The organism is Streptomyces sp. NPDC041940 (assembly GCF_055589465.1).
This window is the reverse complement of sequence record NZ_JBVJBP010000026.1, coordinates 73039-96046: the sequence shown is the minus strand read 5'-3', so window position 1 is coordinate 96046 and position 23008 is coordinate 73039. Positions and strand designations below refer to the sequence as shown.

Annotated in this window: 19 protein-coding genes and 1 pseudogene; 12 read left to right on the top strand and 8 right to left on the bottom strand. The window is 71.8% G+C overall.

Annotation, left to right across the window (positions count from 1 at the left end):
- Window position 1: 1 nt before the first annotated feature.
- The 4 genes from ACZ6I3_RS33675 to ACZ6I3_RS33660 all read right to left on the bottom strand — a co-directional run bounded on the left by ACZ6I3_RS33675 (window position 2) and on the right by ACZ6I3_RS33660 (window position 5166).
- Complete coding sequence (locus ACZ6I3_RS33675; RefSeq protein WP_469419849.1) at window positions 2–1438, bottom strand: CitMHS family transporter; 1437 nt, start codon at window positions 1436–1438, stop codon at window positions 2–4.
- Between the two features lie 135 nt (window positions 1439–1573).
- Window positions 1574–3817, bottom strand: coding sequence for a molybdopterin oxidoreductase family protein (locus ACZ6I3_RS33670; RefSeq protein WP_469419848.1), 2244 nt, complete (start codon window positions 3815–3817; stop codon window positions 1574–1576).
- Window positions 3818–3940: 123 nt separating this feature from the next.
- Entirely contained in the window at window positions 3941–4558 is a 618-nt protein-coding gene (locus ACZ6I3_RS33665; RefSeq protein ID WP_468197238.1) for a TetR/AcrR family transcriptional regulator, read from the bottom strand.
- Window positions 4555–5166, bottom strand: coding sequence for a hypothetical protein (locus ACZ6I3_RS33660; RefSeq protein ID WP_469419847.1), 612 nt, complete (start codon window positions 5164–5166; stop codon window positions 4555–4557). Before ACZ6I3_RS33660 ends, ACZ6I3_RS33665 begins: the two co-directional genes overlap by 4 nt.
- A 172-nt stretch (window positions 5167–5338) precedes the next feature.
- Between ACZ6I3_RS33660 and hmgA the strand changes: the two genes are divergently transcribed.
- From hmgA to ACZ6I3_RS33640, 4 genes and pseudogenes are all read left to right on the top strand, one after another.
- Window positions 5339–6700: a homogentisate 1,2-dioxygenase gene (hmgA, locus tag ACZ6I3_RS33655; RefSeq protein WP_469419845.1), complete on the top strand. Its 1362-nt coding sequence runs from the start codon at window positions 5339–5341 to the stop codon at window positions 6698–6700.
- Between the two features lie 26 nt (window positions 6701–6726).
- The gene (locus ACZ6I3_RS33650; protein ID WP_469419843.1) at window positions 6727–7473 is read left to right on the top strand and encodes a GntR family transcriptional regulator; all 747 of its coding nucleotides are present in this window, start codon (window positions 6727–6729) and stop codon (window positions 7471–7473) included.
- Between the two features lie 34 nt (window positions 7474–7507).
- Window positions 7508–8674, top strand: a complete 1167-nt coding sequence (locus ACZ6I3_RS33645; protein WP_469419842.1) for a type ISP restriction/modification enzyme — start codon at window positions 7508–7510, stop codon at window positions 8672–8674.
- 24 nt (window positions 8675–8698) lie between these two features.
- Window positions 8699–8872 (top strand): annotated as a pseudogene (locus tag ACZ6I3_RS33640) (ABC transporter permease); the annotation flags it as partial.
- 117 nt (window positions 8873–8989) lie between these two features.
- Here ACZ6I3_RS33640 and ACZ6I3_RS33635 read toward each other — a convergent pair.
- The 3 genes from ACZ6I3_RS33635 to ACZ6I3_RS33625 form a co-directional block, all read right to left on the bottom strand.
- Window positions 8990–9256 carry a hypothetical protein gene (locus ACZ6I3_RS33635; protein ID WP_184562045.1) on the bottom strand — a complete coding sequence of 89 codons (267 nt, stop codon included), beginning with the start codon at window positions 9254–9256 and terminating at the stop codon, window positions 8990–8992.
- Between the two features lie 126 nt (window positions 9257–9382).
- Window positions 9383–10201 carry an anti-sigma factor gene (locus ACZ6I3_RS33630; protein WP_469419840.1) on the bottom strand — a complete coding sequence of 273 codons (819 nt, stop codon included), beginning with the start codon at window positions 10199–10201 and terminating at the stop codon, window positions 9383–9385.
- A complete protein-coding gene (locus tag ACZ6I3_RS33625; protein WP_215122421.1) occupies window positions 10198–10740 on the bottom strand; it encodes a sigma-70 family RNA polymerase sigma factor in 543 nt (180 codons plus the stop codon). The genes ACZ6I3_RS33630 and ACZ6I3_RS33625 overlap by 4 nt, the downstream gene beginning before the upstream one ends.
- Before the next feature lie 226 nt (window positions 10741–10966).
- Here ACZ6I3_RS33625 and ACZ6I3_RS33620 point away from each other — a divergent pair, with 226 nt between their 5' ends.
- The 4 genes from ACZ6I3_RS33620 to ACZ6I3_RS33605 all read left to right on the top strand — a co-directional run bounded on the left by ACZ6I3_RS33620 (window position 10967) and on the right by ACZ6I3_RS33605 (window position 17483).
- Entirely contained in the window at window positions 10967–12499 is a 1533-nt protein-coding gene (locus tag ACZ6I3_RS33620; RefSeq protein WP_469419839.1) for a DUF4331 domain-containing protein, read from the top strand.
- A 116-nt stretch (window positions 12500–12615) separates the two neighbouring features.
- Window positions 12616–14133 carry a tetratricopeptide repeat protein gene (locus ACZ6I3_RS33615; RefSeq protein WP_469419838.1) on the top strand — a complete coding sequence of 506 codons (1518 nt, stop codon included), beginning with the start codon at window positions 12616–12618 and terminating at the stop codon, window positions 14131–14133.
- Complete coding sequence (locus ACZ6I3_RS33610; protein WP_469419837.1) at window positions 14130–15728, top strand: HoxN/HupN/NixA family nickel/cobalt transporter; 1599 nt, start codon at window positions 14130–14132, stop codon at window positions 15726–15728. Before ACZ6I3_RS33615 ends, ACZ6I3_RS33610 begins: the two co-directional genes overlap by 4 nt.
- Window positions 15729–15842: 114 nt before the next feature.
- Complete coding sequence (locus tag ACZ6I3_RS33605; RefSeq protein ID WP_469419835.1) at window positions 15843–17483, top strand: serine/threonine-protein kinase; 1641 nt, start codon at window positions 15843–15845, stop codon at window positions 17481–17483.
- Window positions 17484–17487: 4 nt separating this feature from the next.
- Here the strand turns inward: ACZ6I3_RS33605 and ACZ6I3_RS33600 are convergent, their stop codons facing one another.
- Window positions 17488–18294 (bottom strand): SGNH/GDSL hydrolase family protein, encoded by an 807-nt coding sequence (locus ACZ6I3_RS33600; RefSeq protein WP_469419833.1) that lies wholly within the window; start codon window positions 18292–18294, stop codon window positions 17488–17490.
- 278 nt (window positions 18295–18572) lie between these two features.
- Here ACZ6I3_RS33600 and ACZ6I3_RS33595 point away from each other — a divergent pair, with 278 nt between their 5' ends.
- The 4 genes from ACZ6I3_RS33595 (at window position 18573) to ACZ6I3_RS33580 (ending at window position 22878) form a co-directional block, all read left to right on the top strand.
- Window positions 18573–19778, top strand: a complete 1206-nt coding sequence (locus ACZ6I3_RS33595) for a S8 family peptidase (protein WP_469419832.1) — start codon at window positions 18573–18575, stop codon at window positions 19776–19778.
- Window positions 19779–20259: 481 nt separating this feature from the next.
- A complete protein-coding gene (locus ACZ6I3_RS33590) occupies window positions 20260–21081 on the top strand; it encodes a glycosyltransferase family 2 protein (RefSeq protein ID WP_469419830.1) in 822 nt (273 codons plus the stop codon).
- Entirely contained in the window at window positions 21078–22085 is a 1008-nt protein-coding gene (locus tag ACZ6I3_RS33585) for a glycosyltransferase family 2 protein (protein WP_469419828.1), read from the top strand. Before ACZ6I3_RS33590 ends, ACZ6I3_RS33585 begins: the two co-directional genes overlap by 4 nt.
- Window positions 22078–22878, top strand: a complete 801-nt coding sequence (locus tag ACZ6I3_RS33580) for a polysaccharide deacetylase family protein (RefSeq protein WP_469419826.1) — start codon at window positions 22078–22080, stop codon at window positions 22876–22878. The genes ACZ6I3_RS33585 and ACZ6I3_RS33580 overlap by 8 nt, the downstream gene beginning before the upstream one ends.
- The last annotated feature ends 130 nt before the right edge of the window (window positions 22879–23008 follow it).

Genomic DNA, 23008 nt, shown 5'->3' with positions numbered 1-23008 from the left:
GTCAGATGATCCCGAACAGGATGCCCGCGCCGAGGATGACCAGGCAGGTGAGGGCGGCCCACTTCACGACGAACTTGGTGTGGTCGCCGAACTCCACCTTGGCCATGCCGACCAGGACGTAGACGGCCGGGACGAGCGGGCTCGACATGTGCAGCGGCTGGCCGACCAGCGAGGCGCGGGCCATTTCCACCGGGGAGACGCCGTGCGCGGCACCAGCCTCGGCAAGGACGGGCAGGACACCGAAGTAGAAGCCGTCGTTCGACATGAAGTAGGTCAGCGGCAGGCTCAGCACACCGGTGACGATGGCCATGTGCGGGCCCATGCCCGCCGGGATGACGTCCACCATCCACTTGGCCATGTTGTCGACCATGCCGGTGCCCTGGAGGACGCCGGTGAAGACGGCGGCGGCGAAGACCATGCCGGAGACGTTCAGGACGTTGTCGGCGTGGGCGGCCAGGCGGGCCTTCTGGTCGGGGATGTGCGGGAAGTTCACGGTGAGGGCCAGCGCGGCACCGAGCAGGAACAGCACCGGGATCGGCAGCAACTCCATGATCATGGCGGTGAGCAGCGCGACCGTGAGCAGCGCGTTGAACCAGTAGAGCTTGGGGCGCAGGGTGGCCCGGTCGGGGTCGAGACCCTGGAAGCCGTCGTCCTCGGAGTCGTCCTCGGCGTCGACGCCACCGCCGGAACCCGCGCCCGCGCCCGCGCCGGCACCCGTGCCGCCGCCCTTGCGCATGTCGACCTTGCCGTCGCCCGAGCCGCCGGCCCCGACGAGGACCGTCTCGCTCTCCTTCTCCTCCTCCAGCACCTCGTCCAGCGTCAGCATCCCCAGCCGCCGGCGCTCACGCACACCGAGCACGTAGGAGAGGCCGAAGACGAAGAGCAGACCCACCAGGAGCGCCGGGATCATCGGGACGAAGATCTCGCTGGCGTCGAGCTTGAGCGCGGTCGCGGCGCGGGCGGTCGGGCCGCCCCAGGGAAGGGTGTTCATCACGCCGTTGGCCATGGCGGCGACACCGGTCATCACGACCAGGCTCATCTTCAGGCGCTTGTACAGCGGGTACATCGCCGAGACGGTGATCATGAAGGTGGTGGACCCGTCGCCGTCGAGCGAGACGATCGCCGCGAGCAGGGCGGTGCCCACGACGATCCGCATCGGGTCCGCTTTACAGAATTTGAGGATCCCGCGGACGATCGGGTCGAAGAGACCGACGTCGATCATCACACCGAAGTAGACGATCGCGAACATGAGCATCGCCGCGGTGGGGGCGAGGTCGGTCACGCCGTCGAGGACGTAGTCGCCGAGGTGGGCGCCCTTGCCGACGAACACGCAGAAGAGAGCGGGAATCAGCACGAGCGCCGCGATCGGCGACATCTTCTTCATCATGATCAGGACCAGGAAGGTCGCGATCATGGCGAAGCCGAGGATGGTCAGCATGAGTGGGTACCTAACGTTCGCCCTTGAACATTCCACCAGGGCCGGCGGTTCCCGAGACGTTAGGGCCCGTCAAGCAGCGTTAACAAGACGTTGACGTGCGAGCAATAAGCGCAGAACTGCTGGTCACAGCTTTGCTCAGGTCAGAGGCATGAGCTTTTCGGCCGCCGGGGCGCATTCGACGGGCACTCCGTTGAGGACCGCGTTGCCCGACAGCGGGTCGAGCAGACGACCGTCGAGAAGCTGGTTGACGTTGACGCCGGGGTCGGCCGAGGCGTGCCCGAGCCGGGTGCCGGGCCGGTCGTGGCCCCAGCCGTGCGGGAGGCTCACCACACCCCTGCGGACGGTGTCCGTGACCTCGGCGGGTGCGGTCACCTCTCCCCCGGCGCCCTTCACCCGTACCGGCGCCCCGTCCGCCACGCCCAGCCGCTCGGCGTCCTCGGGATGGATGTGCAGGGTGCAGCGGTTGGAGCCGCCGGTGAGGGCGGGCACGTTGTGCATCCAGCTGTTGTTGGAGCGCAGATGACGGCGGCCGACCAGGACGAGCCCCTCGGGGCGTTCGGCCAGGGCCGCGCGCAGACGGGGCAGGTCCTGCGCGATCGGCCCCGGCAGCAGCTCCACCAGGCCGCTGCGGGTCTTCAGCGGCTGCGGGAGCCGGGACCGCAGCGGGCCGAGGTCGATGCCGTGCGGATGCGCGAGCAGCTTCTCCAGGCAGAGCCCGTCGGGCCGTACGCCGAAGCCGTCGCCGTAGGGGCCGAGGCGCAGCATCATGTCCAGCCGTCGTTCGGGGCCGGTGTCGCCGGTGAGCTGTGCGGCGACCTCGCTGGGGTCGCGGCCGTATACGGGCGAGTGGGGTTCCGTGACCGCCTTGCCCAGGGTCTGGTCGATGACCATCCCGTCCACGGCAGCGGGGTCGGCCCCGTGCATGCCCGTCGCGGCGAGGATCAGCCGGGCCAGGATCTCCGTCTCCGCCATGCGGCCGGGTTCCAGCGGGACCGCGGGGCGGGTGTAGCGGACCTGGTTGCGCACGGCGAGGGTGTTGAAGGCGAAGTCGTGGTGCGGGCTCTGGGAGGGCGGGGGCGGGGGCAGCACGACATGGGCGTGGCGTGAGGTCTCGTTGAGGTAGGGGTCGACGCTGACCATGAAGTCGAGCGAGTCGAGCGCCTTGTCGAGCCGGTCGCCGTCGGGCGCGGACAGTACGGGATTGGCGGCGACGGCGATCAGCGCGCGGACCGGCTCGCCCTCCTCGGTGGCGGTGTCGATCTCCTCGGCGAGGGCCGACAGGGGCAGCTCGCCCTTCGCTTCGGGATGCCGGCTCACCCGGGAGAGCCAGCGCCCGAGGGCGAAGCCGCGGCCGGGTCCGGCGGGGCGCGGGGTCCTGTCGGTGGCGGCCTGCGGGAAGAGCGCGCCGCCCGGCCGGTCGAGATTGCCGGTGAGGACGTTCAGGACGTCGACGAGCCAGCTGGCCAGGGTGCCGTGCGGGACGGTGCAGCTGCCGATCCGGCCGTACACGGCGGCGGTGGGGGCGGCGGCGAGTTCACGGGCGAGGGTGCGGATGAGACCGGCCTCGACGTCACAGGCCGGAGCCACGGCCTCGGGGGTGAACTCCCGCAGGGCGTCGGCCAGTTCCTCGACCCCCTGGACGTGCGGGGTCGGCTCGACGAGGCCCTCGGCGTAGAGCACCTGGGCCATCGCGGCCAGCAGCAGCGCGTCGGTGCCGGGGCGCACGGCGATGTGCCGGTCGGCGAGCTTGGCGGTCCGGGTGCGCCGCGGGTCGATCACGACGAGGGTGCCGCCCCGGGCCTTGAGCGCCTTGAGCTTGCCGGGGAAGTCGGGGGCGGTGCACAGACTTCCGTTGGACTCCAGCGGGTTGGCGCCGATCAGGAGCAGATGGTCGGTGTGGTCGAGGTCGGGCACGGGGATGGCGTTCGCGTCGCCGAAGAGCAGTCCGCTGGAGACGTGCTTGGGCATCTGGTCGACCGTGGAGGCGGTGAAGACGCTGCGGGTGCCGAGTCCGGCGAGCAGCAGCGTCGGGTAGAGGGCGCCGGCCATGGTGTGCACGTTGGGATTGCCGAGGACGACGCCGACGGAGTTCGGGCCGTGGCGCTCGACGACCGGGCGGATACCGGCGGCGACGGCGTCGAAGGCCTCCTCCCAGGTGGCCTCGCGCAGCTCGCCGTCCCTGCGGACCAGCGGGGTGCGCAGCCGGTCGGGATCGGAGTCGACGGCTCCGAAGGAGGCGCCCTTGGGGCAGACGAACCCCCCGCTGAAGACGTCGTCGCGGTCACCCCGGGCGTGGGTGACGCGCGTCCCCTCGATGGTGAGGGTCAGGCCGCAGGTGGCCTCGCACAGGGGACAGATACGCAGGGCGGTGCGGGACACGGGTCCTCCCGGGGACGGCGGCTACGGTGACGCGCGAACGCGCCGAGCATACCGACCGGTATGCATGGAGGGGAGCCCCTGACGGCACCGGATCTTCTGAGGGGCCCCGACCCGCGCACCGGATCAGTCGAGCACCCGGGACAGATACGCCCGCAGCATCTCCCGCATCTCCTCGATGATCTTCGGGTCCCCTTCCGGGGCGACCCGGAACGCCAGATGCACGAGCGTGTCGGCGGTCTCCACGGCGATGAGGAACACCCGGCTCAGTTCCTCGTCGGGCTCGCGGTCGAGGTAGCCGGAGAGGAGTTCGGTGAGGCGGTCGGCGACGCGGTGGTTGGGTTCGCTGTGGCGGGCGCCGACCGGGATCTGGTTGCCGAAGTCGACGAGGGAGAAGCCGGGCGCGGTGCGCTTCATCTCCAGGTACTCGTCGAGCACGGCGTCCATGGCCACGCGCCAGTCCCCGCCGCCCGTCTCCCGCAGGCGCTCGGTGACGCGGGCGGAGTACCGCTCGAGGTTGCGCTGGGCCAGGGCGTCGGCCATCTGGCGTTTGTTGCCGAAGAAGCGGTAGACGGAGCCGATGGGGACGCCGGCCCGCTGGGCGACGGCGCGGGTGCTCAGGTCGTCGTAGCCGACCTCGTCGAGGAGGTCGGCGCAGGCGTCGAGGATCCTGGTCAGGCGTTCGGCACTGCGCCGCTGCACGGGCGCACGACGGAGCGATGTCGCGTGGGGCACGGGCTTCATGATGCCTTTCCGGCGCGGCCGGGTGAACCTCGCCCCCCGATCCGGGACCGGGTGTCCGTCGCATGCGTCCGCGCTTCCCCCGGGGCGCTCGCACCCGGCGTCGCGCCCGGGCCGGGCTCCGACGCGGTGATGTCGGCCGTGCTCTCCACGGGCCTGCCGTCCACCGCCCAGGCGGTCCCGTCGTCGGCGTAGAGGCGGGCCGTGACATGGTGCGTGCCGCGCGGCACGAGGTGGGCGGCCAGCCGGTACTCGGAGCTGCGGAGGCGGGCGACGAGGCGGCCGTCCACATAGAGGTGCGCGAGGCCGTGCCCGGCCACCGCCGCCTCGGTCGCGCCCGCCCGCGAGAAGCGGAACTTGCGGACGGCCAGCCGGACGTCCCAGCCCCCGGCCGCGTCCGGCTGCACCTCGATGCCGACGTCGGGGGCGTCCCGCCGGGCCACCTGGCGGTAGGGCCGCCCCTCCGGGTCCCGGTCCTCCAGGAGCGTGCCCACCGGCGTGGGCGAGGCCCCGCTCCCCCGCTCCCCCGCCTCATCGGAGGCGCAGCCCGCGGCTCCGGCCAGCAGGACGCAGACCGCGAGCAGGGTGCGAGGTCCACGTGTCCACGACATGTCCGCGAGCGTAGAACGCGCGTGCGGCCCGGCGGATCGTTCTCAAGTCGGGTTCAGGTCATCCGTCAAGAGGAGGGCGCGTGTCCCTCTTGCGCCGGGGAAAACGCAATCCTACGGTGTTCCATAGGAATCGGACGGCACAGGAATTCGGACGGCAAGGGAGCAGCGATCAATGGGTGATGGGGGTACCTCCCGCGCGAGCGGGTTCGAGCGTGGTGGAGCGCGGAAGACCGCCGAAGGGCTGACCTACCTCTCCGGCTTCGGCAACGAGCACAGCTCCGAGGCCGTGCCGGGCGCGCTGCCCGAGGGCCGCAACTCGCCCCAGCGGGCCCCGCTCGGGCTGTACGCGGAGCAGCTGAGCGGTACGGCCTTCACCGAGCCGCGGTCCCACAACCGCCGCTCCTGGCTGTACCGGATCCGCCCGTCGGCCGCGCACCCGGCGTTCACCCGGACCCACAACGGCTCGGTCCGTACCGCTCCCTTCACCCAGACCGTTCCCGACCCGAACCGGCTGCGCTGGAACCCGCTTCCCGACCCGGCCCCCGAGACGGACTTCCTGGCCGGACTGTGGACGCTGGGCGGCAACGGCGACGCCGCCCAGCGCACCGGCGTCGCCGTGCACCTCTACGCCGCCAACGCCTCGATGGAGCGGGTGTTCAGCGACGCCGACGGTGAGCTGCTGATCGTCCCGGAGCGCGGCGGGCTGCTGCTGCGCACCGAGTTCGGTCTGCTCCATGTGGAGCCGGGCCATGTCGCGCTCGTCCCGCGTGGGGTCCGCTTCCGTGTGGAGCTGCTGGATGGATCCGCCCGCGGGTATGTGTGCGAGAACTACGGCGCGCCCTTCCGCCTCCCCGACCTGGGCCCGATCGGCGCGAACGGCCTCGCCAACCCCCGGGACTTCCGCGCCCCGGTCGCCGCGTACGAGGACGTCGAGGGCCCGGTGGAGGTGGTGAACAAGTTCTGCGGCAACCTCTGGACGGCCACCTACGACCACTCCCCGCTCGATGTGGTCGCCTGGCACGGCAACCATGTGCCGTACGCCTACGACCTGCGCCGCTTCAACGCGCTCGGCACCATCACCTACGACCACCCGGACCCGTCGATCTTCACGGTGCTGACGTCCCCGTCGGACACCCCGGGCCTGGCCGGGGTCGACTTCGTGGTGTTCGCGCCGCGCTGGCTGGTGGGCGAGGACACCTTCCGGCCGCCGTACTTCCACCGGAACGTGATGAGCGAGTACATGGGCCTGATCGAGGGCGCGTACGACGCGAAGACGGCCGGAAAGGGGGGTTTCGTACCGGGTGGCGGTTCGCTGCACAACATGATGTCGGCGCACGGCCCGGACCGGGAGACCTTCGACCGGGCGAGCGCCGCCGAGCTGAAGCCGCAGAAGATCGACGACGGACTGGCGTTCATGTTCGAGACCCGCTGGCCGCTGACCCTCACGCCGCACGCGGCCCGGGCGGAACACCTCCAACAGCGTTACGACGACGTCTGGCAGGGCCTGGAGCGGCACTTCCGTCCCTTGCACTGAACCCCCCTGACCGGTACGGATGGCCCGTGACCTCCTTCGCTCCGGACTCGATCGTCCTGAACCGCAAGCTGCCGCTCTGGTACCAGGTGTCGCAGTCGCTGCGCGCCTCGATCCTCGGCCGCTCGCCCCAGGACCCGCTGCGCCTGCCCACCGAGGAGCAGCTGGCCGGGCACTACGGCGTGAGCGTGCTGACCATGCGACAGGCACTGAAGGAGCTGGAGGACGAGGGGCTGATCACCCGCCACCGCAGGCGGGGCACCTTCATCGAGCCGCACGCGCGCCGGGGCTCCCCGGTCCGTCTGCTCGGCTCGGTGGACGCGATCGTGGCCCAGCAGTCCGGCATGACGACCGAACTGCTCGGCCACGGCACGATCCCCGTGCCGGGCGAACTCGCCGAGTTCTTCGGGGAGGTGCGGGAGGTCTCGACGTACCACCGGCTGCGGAGCGACGAGAAGACGGGCGAGCCGACGAATCACGCCCGGAACTACGTCCGTCCCGAACTGGCCGCGCGGATCGACCTGGACGACCTCGTCCGGTGGCCCATGACCAAGGTGCTGCGGGACGTCGTCGGGGTGGACATCAGCCGCATCACGGACACGGTGGAGGCCCGGCTGGCCGACCCCGAGACCGCGAAGCTGCTCCAAGTGCCGCTGCTCAGCCCGATCCTGCACTACACGGGCATCACATACGGCACCGACGGCCGGCCGCTGGACGTGGCCGTCATCCAGTACCGGGGCGACCGGTTCTCCTTCACCGTGACCCTCGACGCCTGATGGCCGCCCCTCGCGCCGGCGGAGGCGTCGTACGATGCCCTGCGTGACGCACGACGACGCTCCGCCGCTGGCGGACCTCATGCCGTGGTCCGTCGCACCGCCGCGGCTCGGCCGGGGCTGGCCGGCGGCCCCCGACGCGGCGTCCCTGAAGGCCCGCTGGGACGCCTTGGTGAAGGCCGGGGGACCCGACCGCGAGACCCTGTTCGAGCCGACCCGCTCGCGCACGCTGCACTCGGCGGTGGGCCAGCTGCCCGGCCGGACGGGCGGCACGGAGAAGCTGCTCCGCGCCTCGGGCCCGTGCCCGGAGCCGGTGCGGGTGCTGCGGGCACCCTTCGACGAACAGTGGCTGATCCCCGACCAGCGGCTGATCGACGCGGCCCGCCCGGAGCTGTGGCGGGTGGCGGACGAACGGCAGGTCTTCGTGGTGGAGGCGTCCGCGGCCCCCGCGCCTCCCCTCCTCGTCACCTCCCTGCTCCCGCTGCTCCGCCCCGGCCGCGTCCGCCCGCTGTTCCGCAGGCCGGGCGGGCGGGAACCCAACCTGGCCCCCGGTCTGCTGGAGCACCTGGGCGCCCGCCTGGGCGACACCCCCTCGCCACTGGACGTGCTGGCCTGGATCACGGCAAGGGCCCGCCCGGACCTCACCGTCCCGCTCACCGGTGACGGCGACACGTGGGCCCGGGGCGTGGAGCTGGGCCACCGCCTGCTGTGGCTGATGCGCCGTGACGGCGCACGCCCGAAGCTCCCCGGCGGCCGCCGCCCCTACGTCCGCGCCCCGCTGCCCTCGCGGCCCCTGACCCTGGACTACGACAGGGACGAGGAGGCCCTGCTGCTGGACGAGGGCCGCATCTCCCCGGTGCCGCCGCAAGCCTGGGACTTCGAGGCGGGCGGGGTCCGCGTCCTGGAGCAGTGGTTCGCCGCGCGCGTCACCGAGGCCGAGCCGGGCACCCTCGCGGCGATCCGCCCCGCGACCTGGACGCAGACCTGGACGTCGGAACTGCTCGAACTGATCACGGTCCTCGCCCTGCTGGCCGAACTGCGCCCCCTGGACGAGCCGGCGGACGAGCCGACGCTCCCCGACCCGATCACGACGACAGGACTCCGCGAGGCGGGCCTCCTCCCGGTGCCGGCGACGGCCCGCCGACCGGCCTCGGTACTGGACGGCCCCGAGGAGGGCCCGGAGGGCCAGCTCGCGCTGCTCTAGCGCAGACCGGGGTCGTAGGCGTGCCTCGGCCTGCTCACCCGGAACGAGGAGGCGGCCGGTCAGCCGGGCGGGGCGACCTTCCTGCTGCCGCTGCTGTCCAGCGCGTGCATCCCGACGACGGGACTGCCCGGGTGGCCCGTGACCGACGAAGCGGCCTGGCCGCCGGCCGTGCGTCAGTACGCGCATGGGGAGAGATGAACGGAGGGACGTACCGCGCTCGGGAACACACCTGGCGCTGCTGCGTGCCGTGGGGATGACGGACGACGAGTGCGCAGCGTGACGCCGGGGGCGGTGTGACCGCCCGAGCGCGGGCCCCTACCTGCCGCCGAACAGCGAGCGGCGCAGTCGGCGCAGCGGTGCGAAGAGCGAGACGCGGCGCACGCGTGCTCCCCTGCCACTGCGGTCGTGCGGCTGACGCGCGGTCAGTTCACGCATCAGCGAGGTCGCCTCGACCGTCTCCCGCTGCGGGACGGCAGGACCGCCCAGCACCGACAGATGGCGGTCGAGGCGCGAACTGGTCGCGCTGCTCCCGCAGGTGATCGCAGGGACCCTCGCCCTGCTGCGCACTGTTATCTGTTCCATGTCACTCCCCACCCGTACGAGTCCACCCGGCCCGGGCAGGTTAACCCTATCGCCCCGCCCGGGCACTCGTGTATCGCGGTCACAGGATTCACCTTCCCCATAAGGGGGTTGACGATGTATCTCCGATTACTCTCCGAATCCAACAGATTTCAGGGCGAGTTGGACGATGGGCTGGGTGGTGGGCTGCGGTGACCCGCCGGCGGGCTCGACGGTCACGGCCAGTGACGTCGCGGAGGAGCCGAGACTGGTCGCGACCAGGGGTGTGTCGCCTTTGAGCAGCCCCAGGGAGCGTGGTTGCGCGCCCGGGCGCATGAGCCACAACTGGTGCACCCGGCCGCCCGGCGGGGTGCTGTAGCCGCCGAGGGTGACCACCGCACTCCCCTCCGTCGCGGAAGCGATCACTCCGATGGTTCTGCCCCGCCCGTCCCGGCCGCTGCTCGCACGGGCGTCCGGAGCCGCCAGAACGTGGGCGATCTCACGCGACCGGTCCCGTTCGGCGGTCAGTTCGCCCTGGGTCCGGTTCGCCTGGACGGCGAACAGCGCCGCGACGACGAGGGCCGCGGCGGCGGTGGCCGTGGCGAAGGGCACGAACAGCGGGATCCGGCGCCGCCCCCGCTGTCTCGGCGGCGGCTGGGTGCCCCACACGTGCGGCGGCAGCTGTGCCGCACGCCCGCGTGCCGTCTCATGCGCCGCCTCCTGGGGCGCCGGGACCTGCGGAGTCGTCCGTACGGCGGCCATGACGCGGTCGCGCATCGCGGCCGGGGCCGGGGCGGCCGTGGACCAGGCGAGCCGGACGGCGTCCTCGGACAGGGCGCGCACCTCGGCGGCGCAGCGGTCGCAGTCCTTCATGTGCCTCTCGAAGCGGACCCGCTCCGGGGGTTCCAGGGCGTCGAGCGCGTAGGGCGCGGCGAACGAGTGCGGGTCCTCGCGGCGGAAGAGGCTCATGCCACGCCTCCCAGGCACTCGCGCATCCGGGTCAGCCCGTCGCGCATCCGCGTCTTGACGGTGCCCAGCGGCAGGGAGAGCCGCTCGGCCACTTCACGGTAGGTGTAGCCCTCGTAGTAGGCGAGGGTGACGGACTGGCGCTGGAGGTCGGTGAGGCGGTCGAGGCAGCGGCGTACCCACTCGCGTTCGAGTCCCGCCTCGACCTCCTCGGTGACCTGGTCGAAGGCCGGGAAGTGGGCCCGCCAGGCCTCGCGCTGCTCGCGCTCCCCCGCCGCGCGGGCGCTGCGCACCCGGTCGACGGCACGGCGGTGGGCGAGGGTGAGGATCCAGGACAGCGCGCTCCCCCGGTCCGGGTCGAACTTCGCCGCGGACCGCCACAGTTCGAGCAGCACCTCCTGAGCCACCTCCTCCGACTGGGCCGGATCGCGCACCACACGTCGTACCAGACCGAACACCGGGCCGGACACCAGTCCGTACAGCTCCTCGAAGGCCTGGTGGTTCCCGCCCGCCACGAGCAGCAGCAGCTCGTCCGCCTCCACTCGGTCCCCCTCTCCGAGGCCGCATCGGGCCTGTCCCCTCACACGAGGTATTCGCAACGCACACACCTCCGGATGGGGTTACGGATCAACTCGCCGAAAACGCGGGTCTCCTGCGATGAAACAACTTTTCACTCGCGCCGTAAGAACGTTTGAGATTCGACCAATCCGCTCTGCCGACCACTCCGAATGGCGTGTGTCAGGCAAGTTGGCACCGAGGACGGACGGCATGACACCTACCTTCAGGACCGGCGCGGGGCGCCGGAGCATCGCGACTGTGATCTGTGGTGCGCTGGCCACCGGCGGGCTCACCGCCGCCGGTGTGACCGCGCTGGCGCCTGAGGAGGCCTCCGCCTCCAGCCACCGCGAGGCCCCGCTGATCTCAGGGACCCCCCAGTACGACAACACCGACGTGTACGCGTTCGTCAGCCCGGACAAGCCGGACACGACGACCATCGTGGCGAACTGGATCCCGATGGAGGACCCGGCGGGCGGGCCCAACTTCTTCACGTTCGCCGAGGACGCCGAGTACGACCTGCGCATCGACAGCGACGGTGACGCGCAGGAAGACCTGCTGTTCCGGTACACGTTCAAGACGCACACCAAGAACGACAAGACGTTCCTGTACAACACGGGTCCGGTGGAGAGCCTCGACGACCCCGACCTCAACATCACGCAGACGTACGACCTTGAGCTGATCAAGCTGAAGAACCTCAAGGCGGTGTCGAAGACCAAGGTCGCCGACGACGTGCCGGTGGCGCCGTCGAACGTCGGCAAGGCGTCGATGCCGGACTACAACACCCTGCGCAAGCAGGCGATCCACAAGCTCGCCGGAGGCGCCCAGACGTTCGCCGGGCAGGCCGACGACCCGTTCTTCCTGGACCTGAGGGTCTTCGACCTGCTGTACGGCGGGAACCTCTCCGAGGTCGGCAACGACACCCTCAAGGGCTACAACGTCAACTCGGTCGCCCTGCAGGTCCCCAACAGCTTCATCGCCGAGTCGCACGAGCAGCCGATCGTCGGCATCTGGTCGACGACGCAGCGCAAGAACGCCAAGGGCTACTACTCCCAGGTCTCGCGCCTCGGCAACCCGCTGGTGAACGAGGTCGTCAACCCGCTGAAGGACAAGGACAAGTTCAACGCGTCCACGCCGCGCGACGACGCCGAGTTCCTGGAGAACGTCACCAACCCGGAGCTGCCCAAGCTCATCGAGGCGATCTACAAGATCCCGGCGCCCGACGAGCCGCGCGACGACCTGGTCGACGTGTTCCTCAAGGGAGTCAAGGACCTCAACCAGCCGCCGCACGTGACGCCGTCGGAGCAGTTGCGGCTCAACACCTCCATCAAGCCGGCCGCCAAGCCCAAGCGGCTGGGTGTCCTGGACGGTGACAACGCGGGCTTCCCGAACGGTCGTCGGCTCACCGACGACGTGATCGACGCGTCGCTCCAGGTCGTCGAGGGTGAACTGCTCGGCGCCAAGAACGACCTCGGCGACGCGGTGAACGAGAACGACAAGAAGTTCGGCAAGTCCTTCCCGTACCTGGCCAACCCGACCGAGGGCTCGCGCGGCCCGCTCGCCAAGGGCGTGGACGGCGGCAACGACGTCCGCAGCCAGCTGGGCGACGCGCTGCAGCCGGCCGGCGCCGAGGGCTCGGACGACATGCGCCTGATCGCCGCGTCCGCCGGGGCCGGCGCGGGCGGCATAGTCCTGATCGGCGCGGCCCTGATGTGGTGGCGCCGTATGCGGAACCGGGCGTACTGACCCCTTCCGCTCCCCCGACTGGCGCGGCCCGTTCCCACCCATCCCCCACGGCACGGGCCGCGCCTTCTACTTCCCCACACCAGCACCCGCACCCGCACAGCCGACTGAGGAGATCCATGCCTCCGCGTACGACGGACAGCGCACCGGAGAGGCGCGACGACGACCGCCCACGCCCGGACCACGAGCCGGCCGTCGCGCCGGAGGCCGATGCCGCGGCCGGGCGGGACGGGGAGGCCGGCGAGGACGTCGACCAGCGCGTGGCCGCGATGCGGCGGACCGCTGACGGCGCGCGGCGCTGGCGGGCGGCTCATCTGGCCGGGTGCGCCGCGCTGCTGGCCGTCGCGCTGACCGGTGGGGCCATCGCCCTCGGGGGTGCGGGAAGCGGCCGGGCGGGCGGCGACGTCGCCGCCGTGTCCGCGGCCGGGGCCCTGTCGCCGGGCGCGCTGGCCCGGGGGGATCTCGACGCGGGGATCGCCTCCCTGCAGAAGCATCTCCGCGCCCAGCCGAGGGACTACGGCAGTTGGGCCACCCTCGGCGTCGCCTACGTCGAACAGGCCCGCACGAAGGGCGACCCCTCGCGCTATCCGCAGGCCGAGCGCGCGCTGAAGCGGTCCCTCGCACTGGAGCCCGGCAACGACCCGGCCCTGGCCGGCCGGGCCGCCCTCGCAGCGGCCCGGCACGACTTCCCCGGCGCCCTGAAGTACGCCGACCGGGCCCTGAAGCAGAACCCCTACAACGAACGTGCCCTGTGCACCCGTATCGACGCCCTCGTCGAACTCGGCCGGTACGACGAAGCCGAGAAGGCCGCCGACACCGCCGACACCAAGCGTCCCGGCGTGCCCGTCTTCACGCGGTACGCGTACGTGCGGGAGCTGCGCGGCGACGTCCGCACGGCGCGTGAGGTGCTGGAACGCGCCCTGGACTCCGCCGACTCGCCCGCCGACATCGCGTACGTCGCCACCACCCTCGGGCAACTCGCCTGGAACCAGGGCGACTACGAGGCGGCCCTCGGCCACTACGCCCGCGCGCTCGCCGCCGACGACTCCTACCTGCCCGCCCTGGAGGGCCGCGCCCGCGCACAGGCGGCGGACGGTGACCGTGCGGCCGCGGTGAGGGGACTGGAGCAGGTCGTCGCCGGCTTCCCGCTGCCCGGCCCGCTCGTCGCCCTCGGCGAGCTGTACGAGGACCGCGGCGCCGACGGCGACCGGGCGAAGGCCGGCGACCAGTACGCCCTCGTCGACGCCTGGACGGCTCTCGCCCGGGCCGGCGGCGCCAACACCGACCTCGAGACGGCCATGGCCGCCGCCGACCACGGCGACAAGAAGGAGGCCCTGCGCGCCGCCCGCGCCGAGTGGGACCGCCGCCACAGCGTGCACACCGCCGACGCCCTCGCCTGGGCCCTGCACGTCAACGGCCGCGACGAGGAGGCCCTGCCGTACGCCCGCCGGGCCACCGCCACCGGCTACCGCAACGCCTCCTTCCTCTTCCACCGCGGGATCATCGAACGCGCCACCGGTGACGAGCGCGAGGCCCGCGACCATCTGAAGGCCGCGCTCGACCTGAACCCCGGCTTCTCGCCCCTCGGCGCCCGCGAGGCCCGTACCGCGCTCAAGGACCTGGAGAAGAACCGGTGACCCTGCGCCGACTGTTCGCGTCCGGTGCCGCCGTCCTCACGGCCGCCTGCGCGCTCACTCTGCTGCCCGCCGCCACGGCGAGCGCCCACCCGCTGGGCAACTTCACCGTCAACCGCTACGACGGTCTCGTCGCCGCCCCCGGCGAACTCCGGGTCCAGCACGTCGAGGACCTCGCCGAGATCCCGGCGACCCAGGCGAAGCCGGACGTCGAGCGGCTGGGCATCGCCCTGTGGGCCCGCGAGCGGTGCGCCTCAGCCGCCGCGGACAGCAGGGTGACCGTCGACGGCCGTACCGCGGCCCTCACCGCCGAGCGCAGCCGGGCCCGGGTGCGGCCCGGGCAGGCGGGGCTCGACACCCTCCGCGTGGAGTGCGAGCTGACCGCTCCCCTGCCGTCGGACAAGGAGAGCGTGTCCCTCGGCTTCCGCGGCGCGGGCGCCGCCTCCGGCCCGGGCTGGCGGGAGGTCACGGCCCGTGGCGACCGTATGACCCTCACCGCCTCGGACGTACCCGAGAAGTCGATATCGGCCGAACTGACCAAGTATCCCGAGGAGTTGCTCTCCTCTCCGGCCGACACCGCGTCCGCCGCCCTGCGGGTGCGCCCCGGCGGGGCGGCGCTGGCCGAGGAGGAGTCGGACGCCCCGGCCGCCTCCGTGCTGCCGCGCGGCGCCGACCGGTGGACGCGTGCCCTGGACGACCTGGTCGCCCGGCACGACCTCACCGCGGGCTTCGCCGCGCTGGCTCTCGGCATCGCCGTCGTCCTCGGCGCGATGCACGCGATCGCCCCGGGCCACGGCAAGACCATCATGGCCGCGACGGCGGCGGCCCGGGGCGGTCAGGCCCGGATGAAGGACGTCCTGCCGATGGCCGCCTCGGTGACGGTCACCCACACCCTGGGCGTGGTCGCCCTGGGCCTCCTGGTCACGGCCGGTTCGGCGGCGGCCCCTTCGGTGATCGCCTGGCTCGGCGTGGCCAGCGGCCTTCTGGTGACCCTGGCCGGCGCGAGCCTGGTCCGCCGCGCGCTGCGCAGCCGCGCGCCCCACCCCCATCTCCACCCTCACCCTCACAAACATGACCACGATCACGAGCACGACCACGACCACCCGCACGGCGATCACCACCACCACGACCACAGTCACGACCACGACCACAGCCACGACCACAGCCACCCGCACGACCACGCCCACCCCCACTCGCATCCGCACACGGTCGTGCACACCCACGGCGGCTTCACCCACTCGCACCCCGTCGCCCCCACCCTCCGCGGCACGATCCTCATGGGCTTCGCGGGCGGACTCGTGCCCAGCCCGTCCGCCGTGGTGGTGCTCGTCGGGGCCGCGGCCCTCGGGCAGGCCTGGTTCGGTCTGCTGCTCGTCGTCGCGTACGGCGTCGGGCTGGCGCTCACCCTGACGGCCTGCGGGTACGCCGTCGTCAAGGCGGGCAGCGGGATGACGCGGCTGCTGGACCGGCGCCCCCGCTGGACGGCGGGCCCGATGGCGGCCCTGATACGCCGCACCGCTCCGCTCGGTTCGGCCTTCGCCGTGGTGGTACTCGGCGCCGGACTGGTGTTCAAGGGGGCGGCATCCGCACTCGGCTGAGTTACGTTCGTGAGAAAACAGGCGTCAAAGGGAAAGCGGACGTCGTGAGGAAAACCGACCTCGTGGGGAAAACAGACCTCGTGGAGATTTCGCCCGGCTGCGAATGGGGGCTCCGTGTCCGAAGAACCGGGCCATGAGCGTGTGATCGCGGGCCGCTACCGGCTCCTGGCGCCGCTGGGCGAGGGCGGCATGGGGACGGTGTGGCGCGCCCGCGACGAGGTGCTGCACCGCGAGGTCGCCGTCAAGGAGGTGCGCGCCCCGGCCGGGCTGGCCGGCGACGACGTGCAGCGGATGTACGCCCGGCTGGAGCGGGAGGCGTGGGCGGCCGCCCGGGTCGCCAGCGGGAACGTGGTGACCGTGTACGACGTGGCGACGGACGGCGGCCGGCCGTGGATCGTCATGGAGCTGGTCCGCGGGCTCTCGCTGGCGGAGGTGCTGGACGCCGAGGGCCCGATGCCACCGCAGCGGGCCGCGCACATCGGCGCCGAGGTGCTGGCCGCGCTGCGGGTCGCGCACGAGGCCGGGGTGCTGCACCGAGACGTGAAGCCGGCCAACGTGCTGATCTCGAACGACGGCCGGATCGTGCTCACCGACTTCGGGATCGCCATGGTCGAGGGCAGTTCCGCGCTGACCATGACCGGAGAGGTCATCGGTTCGCCCGAGTTCCTCTCCCCGGAGCGGGCGCTCGGGCGCACGCCGGGGCCGGAGTCCGACCTGTGGTCGCTCGGGGTGCTGCTGTACGCGGCGGTCGAGGGCCACTCCCCCTTCCGTCACGACACACCGCTGAGCACGCTGCGCGCGATCGTCGACGAGGAGTTGCCGCCGCCGTACCGGGCCGGGCCGCTCGCCCCGGTCATCGAGGGACTGCTGCGCAAGGATCCCGAGCAGCGGCTGCCGGCCGAGCGGGCCGAGCAGGATCTGCGGGTCATCGCCGCGGGCGGCACGGCGGGCGCGGACACCACACGGGCGGTCCCGTACCCGCCGATGGCCGCGGCCCGCGCCGAGCCCGCCGCCACGCCCCCGATGCCCTTCCCGGGGCAGCCGACGCCGTCCGGCTCGGGCGGCACGACGACGGCCACCCGTCAGGATCGCGACCGCCGGAGCGGCCGGGTCCTGGTCGCGGGCGTGGTCGCCCTGGCCCTCGCGGTGGGCGGACTGACGTACGCGCTGCTGAACAGCGGCGGCGACGGCTCCGGGGACAACGACCGGGGTGCCGGGGCGAGCACTCCGGCCGAGACAGGCCCGAAGGAGAACACCGGGAGCGGGAAGTCGAGCCCTTCCCCGACGCCGAGCGAGAGCGAGAGCAAGACCGAGAAGAGCAGTCCGCCGCCGCAGTCGGTGCGGGTGGCCCTGGAGGGCAGGCGCACGGACTACTCGGGCCCGTGCCCGCCGCAGAACGCCAGGGCGCCGCAGTTCACGGCGACGTTCACGGTGGGCAGGCTGCCGGCCGAGGTGCGCTACCGCTGGCTGACGCAGGACGGCTCCGAGCTCGACGGTGGCTGGAAGACGCTGTCGTTCCCGGAGGGCGGCGGGCGTACGAAGCAGGACAGGGTGACCGTGACGACGGACGCGGAGAGCGGGGCGTTCGAGAACGAGATCAGCGTCGAGGTGCGGGAGCCGGTGCGGACGACGTCCGAGGGGGTGCCGTTCTCGGTGACGTGCGAGACGGAGACCCCGACGGACGGGGCCTCCCCTTCTCCTTCGGGCACGGACACGGAGACGGACACGGGCTCGGAGGACTCTGACTCCGGATGACCGGTCAGTCGTTGGCGTTGAGCACCGGCAGATAGCCACCCGACTGGCCGGGGGCCTTCGGGTGGTAGGACTCGCCGATGTTGAGCCAGCTGACGCTGTGCAGCCAGGAGTCGCCGGAGCAGATCTCGTGGCCGGTGAAGGTGGCGCGTACGTCGCCGAAGACGAAGCCGTGGTCGGCGGCGCGCTTGGCGACGGCGGTGTTCAGGTAGTCGGAGGCGTCGTTGATGGCCTTGCGCTTGGTCTCGGAGAGACCGAGACAGGTCGTGCCGAGCTTGTAGAAGCGGGGGTAGCCGAGGACGACGACGCGTGCGTTGGGTGCCTTGGAGCGGATCGCCGAGTACACGCCGTCGAGCTTGCCGGGCAGCGTGGAGTCGACGTACGCCCGCGCGGTGTTGATGCGGGAGACACAGGAGCTGTCGGACTGGGTCACACAGGTCGTCATGACGTCGGCGAAACCGGCGTCGTTGCCGCCGACGCTGACGGAGACGAGGGTGGTGGCACTGCTGAGCGGGCCCAGCTGACCGGACAGGACATCACCCGTTCGGGCGCCCGAGCAGGCCGTGAAGTCGAACGTAGAGGGTGAGTGGGCGGCTGCCCAGAGGTAGGGGAATGCCTTCGTGCTGCGCTTGCAGTCGCCGCTGGAGCTGATGTAGCTGCCGGCGCCCACTCCGGAGGAGTAGGAGTCACCGAGCGCCACGTAGCCGCCAGTTGCGGCGAGAGAGGACGCCTGCGCCGTCGCTGCCCCGGTGAGGGCGGTACCGACGGCGAGGAGGAGCGAGCTCACGAAGACGACAATGGGGGAACGTCTCATGGAACCTCCCTTTAGCAGGATTTCTGCCATAACTGTCGTAGCAGCTACGCGTGTTGACAGGAAGTGTCCATGCCAAGTCTGTTGATTTATTTCGTGCTCATGACAGATTTGTTGACTAGTGCTCAACTCTCTTGTTCTACGCCGGTAGATGGTCGACGCTTTACCCCGGCAGCGAGCGGAACGCGACGCTCCTGGCCGTGTGCGCGAGCCCGCGCACCACCCCCACATGACGCGCGCCCCACCCAGGCGCGCGCCGCCTAGAGGAGGACTCCCTCGTAATGGCACAACTGCGTAGCAAGAGACTCGGACTCACCGCGATCACCTCTCTGGCGACCGCCGCCCTCGTGGGCGGGTTCACCGCCCTGCCCGCCCAGGCCGCTCCCGCCGAGGGCCGGGTGCTCGCCGCGGACTCCCCGACCGCGATCAAGGACAGCTACATCGTCACGCTCAAGAAGAGCGCGGGGCTGAAGGCGTCCTCGGCCGCGGGCAAGGGCCTGGTGAAGGAGTACGGCGGCAAGGTCGAGCGGACCTTCGGCAAGGCGCTGAACGGCTACTCCGCGGCCCTCTCCGCCACGGAGGCCAAGAAGCTCGCCGCCGACCCGGCCGTGGCCTCGGTCGAGCAGAACCAGCGCGTCCAGGCCGACGCCACCCAGACCAGCGCCCCCTGGGGTCTGGACCGCATCGACCAGACCTCGCTCCCGCTCTCCGGCACCTACACCTACCCGGACAGCGCGGGCGGCGGCGTGACCGTCTATGTGATCGACACCGGTGTGCGCGTCACCCACCAGCAGATCAGCGGCCGTGCCGCGCACGGTTACGACGCCGTCGACGGCGACAACGACGCCTCCGACGGCAACGGCCACGGCACCCATGTGGCCACCACGATCGCGGGCACGACCTACGGTGTCGCCAAGAAGGCGAAGATCGTGGGCGTGCGGGTGCTCAACAACAGCGGCTCCGGCACCACGGCCGGCGTGATCGCGGGCATCGACTGGGTGACGCAGAACCACTCGGGCCCCTCGGTCGCCAACATGTCGCTCGGCGGCGGCGCCTCGGCCTCGCTGGACACGGCGGTCCGCAACTCCATAGCCGCGGGCGTCACCTACGCCGTCGCCGCGGGCAACAGCAGCACCACCGCCTCCTCGTCCTCCCCGGCCCGGGTCGCCGAGGCCATCACGGTCGGCGCCACCACCAGCACCGACGCCAAGGCGAGCTACTCCAACTACGGCTCGGCCCTGGACATCTTCGCGCCCGGCTCGTCCATCACGGCCGGCTGGCACACCAGCGACACCGCCACCAACACCATCTCCGGCACCTCGATGGCGACCCCGCACGTCGCGGGCGCGGCGGCGGTCTACCTGGCGGGCCACACCTCCTCCACCCCGGCCCAGGTCGCCTCGGCCCTGGTCGCCGGCGCCACCACCGGCAAGGTCACCAGCGCGGGTACGGGTTCGCCGAACCGGCTGCTGAAGCTCGTGCAGTAACCGGCGCGAACGCCGGCACCTGAAGAACCGTTCCCCGGAGGCTCGCCCGAGCCGCCGGGGAACGGCTGTTTCCGTGACCGGAACCGTTCAACTTACGACGCATAAAACACAGTACGTAACGACCAAACCAACAAAAACGTGAGGGGCCGTTCCAGGTCTTGCCATACGGGTTCAATCGTCAATACCGTCATACATCTCACCCGCATCGGTCCGTCAGTAAGCGGCTCTAGGGGAGGGCTCAAGGACCGCGACGTACCGGCGCGGGGCGCGGTAGGGGGGTGCCGTGCTCGGTGACCGCTTTTGGTGGCCGGGCCGTGCCGCGCGGTCGGCTGCCGTTTTCGCGGCCGACCAGTTTTGCCAGCTCACCCGGCGTGCCCGAAGCTCCATCTCGGCGTGCCACGGGTGAGAACCCCCCTTTCGAACCGGACTGGATCCGGACTGCCCTGGGGGGGCGGTCCACCGGACGAGAGGGCCCAGACTCATGAGCTCAGTTCTGCAGCCGGCCGCCGCGGAGCAACATCCGCCGACCGCCTCCAAGTACCGACCCGTCTCCTCTCACCTGGCCATCGCGCCGCCGGTGAGCGTGGTCATTCCGGCCATGAACGAGGCGGAGAACCTTCCGTACGTCTTCAAGACCCTGCCCGACTGGATACACGAAGTGGTCCTGGTCGACGGGAACTCCACCGACGACACCGTCCGGGTGGCCCGCGAGCTGTGGCCCGAGGTGAAGGTCGTCGAGCAGCGCGGCAAGGGCAAGGGAGACGCCCTGATCACCGGCTTCCAGGCCTGCACCGGCGACATCATCGTGATGGTCGACGCGGACGGCTCGGCCGACGGGGGCGAGATCCTGTCGTACGTCTCCGCCCTGGTCTCCGGCGCGGACTTCGCCAAGGGCTCCCGCTTCGCCAACGGCGGCGGCACCGACGACATGACCTTCATCCGCAAGCTCGGCAACTGGGCGCTGTGCTCGGTCGTCAACCGCAAGTTCGGCGCCCGCTACACCGATCTGTGCTACGGATACAACGCGTTCTGGCGGCACTGCCTCGACAAGATCGACCTCGACTGCACCGGCTTCGAGGTCGAGACCCTGATGAACATCCGGGTCGTCAAGGCCGGGCTCAAGGTGCAGGAGATCCCGAGCCACGAGTATCTGCGCATCCACGGCACCAGCAACCTGCGGGCCGTGCGGGACGGGCTGCGCGTGCTGCGGGTGATCCTCCAGGAGCGCTCCAACCGCCGTGCGCTGCGCCGGCGTTCGCCCCAGTCGCCGATGGTGGACGCCATGCGGGGAGAGGTGTCTTGAGCGGTCCCGGCATCTCCGTCGTGATCTGCGCGTACACCGAGGACCGCTGGGAGGACATCCTCGCGGCGGTCTCCTCGGTGCGGGCGCAGTCACGGCCGGCCCTGGAGACCCTGCTGGTCGTCGACCACAACGACACGCTCCGGGAGCGGCTGGCCAAGGAGTACAAGGAGTGCCAGGAGCCCTCCGAGGGTGCTGTGGTGCGGGTGCTCGCCAACGCGGGCCCCCGCGGCCTGTCCGCGGGCCGCAACACCGGGATCGCGGCGGCGCGCGGCGAGATCGTCGCCTTCCTCGACGACGACGCCGTGGCCGAGCGCGACTGGCTGCGGCACTTCGCCGAGGCGTACACCGACCCGCTGGTGATGGCGGTCGGCGGGCGCACGATGCCGGTCTGGGCGTCGGGGCGGCGGCCCGACTGGTTCCCGGAGGAGTTCGACTGGGTGGTGGGCTGCACCTACCGGGGCCTGCCGCGCGGCCGGGTCCGGGTGCGCAACGTCCTCGGCGGCAACGCCTCGTTCCGCCGCAGCGCCTTCGACGCGGCGGGCGGCTTCGCCACCGGCATCGGCAGGGACGGCGACAAACGCCCGCTGGGCTGCGAGGAGACGGAACTGTGCATCCGGCTCAGCCGCGCCCGGCCCGACGCGGTGCTGCTGATCGACGACCGGGCGGTGATCCACCACCGGGTGCCCGAGGTCCGCGAGCACTTCCGCTACTTCCGTACGCGCACCTACGCCGAGGGCCTGTCCAAGGCCCTGGTGGCCCGGAGTGTCGGCGCCGGGAAGGGACTCGAGTCGGAGCGCCGGTATACGACCCGGGTGCTGCCGGCCGGGGTGGCCCGGGGTCTGCGGGACGCCCTGCTGGCCCGGCCGGGCGGCGTGGGGCGGGCGGGCGCGATCGTCGCCGGCGTGCTCACGGCGGCGGGCGGATACGTGGTGGGGAGCGTGCGGGCCCGTCGGGGCGGGGCGACCTTCTCGGTGCCCGCGGTGGAGGAGGCGCTTCGTGAGTGACGCGACCGTACCGATCCTCATGTACCACGCGGTCGCGACCGATCCGAACGACGCGACCCGTGCCCTGTCCGTGACCCCGGAGGCGTTCGCCGAGCAGATGGCGGTGCTCGCGGACCGGGGTCTGACACCGCTCACCACGGCCGGACTCGCCGCGTGCTGGCGCTCCGGCCGCCCGCTGCCCGCACGGCCGGTCCTCATCACGTTCGACGACGGCTACGAGGGCGTGCACCGGCACGCGCTGCCCGTGCTCGCCAAGCACGGCTTCCCGGCCACGCTGTTCGTCTCGACCGGGTGGCTGAAGGGGCCGTACGACACCGGCGGCGGCCTGGACACCATGCTGGACTGGGACCAGGTCCGCGAGCTCGCCGCGGCGGGCGTCGAGATCGGCGGGCACAGCCACAGCCATCCCCAGCTCGACCAGGTCTCCGCCGCCACGCTGCGGTTCGAGCTGATCCACTGCAAGGAGATCGTCGCGGACCAGCTGGGCACCGTTCCGGTCTCGTTCGCCTACCCCTACGGCTACTCCAGCCGCCGGGTCCGGCAGGCGGTGCGCGAGACGGGGTACGCCCAGGCACTCGCCGTGGGCAACGGCCTCGCGCGCCGTGCGCAGGGGCCGTACGCCCTGCGGCGTGTGACGGTGCGCCGCGGCACCGGCATCGACGAGTTCGAGCGGCTGATCGAGGGCCGCGCGATCGCCCGTACATTCGCCGGGGACCGTGCCCTGACCAAGGGGTACGCCCTGGTCCGCAGGACCCGGCAGGCACGCCGTCTGGTGTCCCGCTCCGGGGTCTGACCTGCGCGGGCTTCACGGGTTCCCCGCGCGCGGGGAACCCGCCGCGTGCACCAGGGAAACAGGGGGGAGGGGAGTCCCCGTGGCGGGTCACGGGGGGAGGTTTTGGAAACCGACAAAAGGAGCGTCGAGT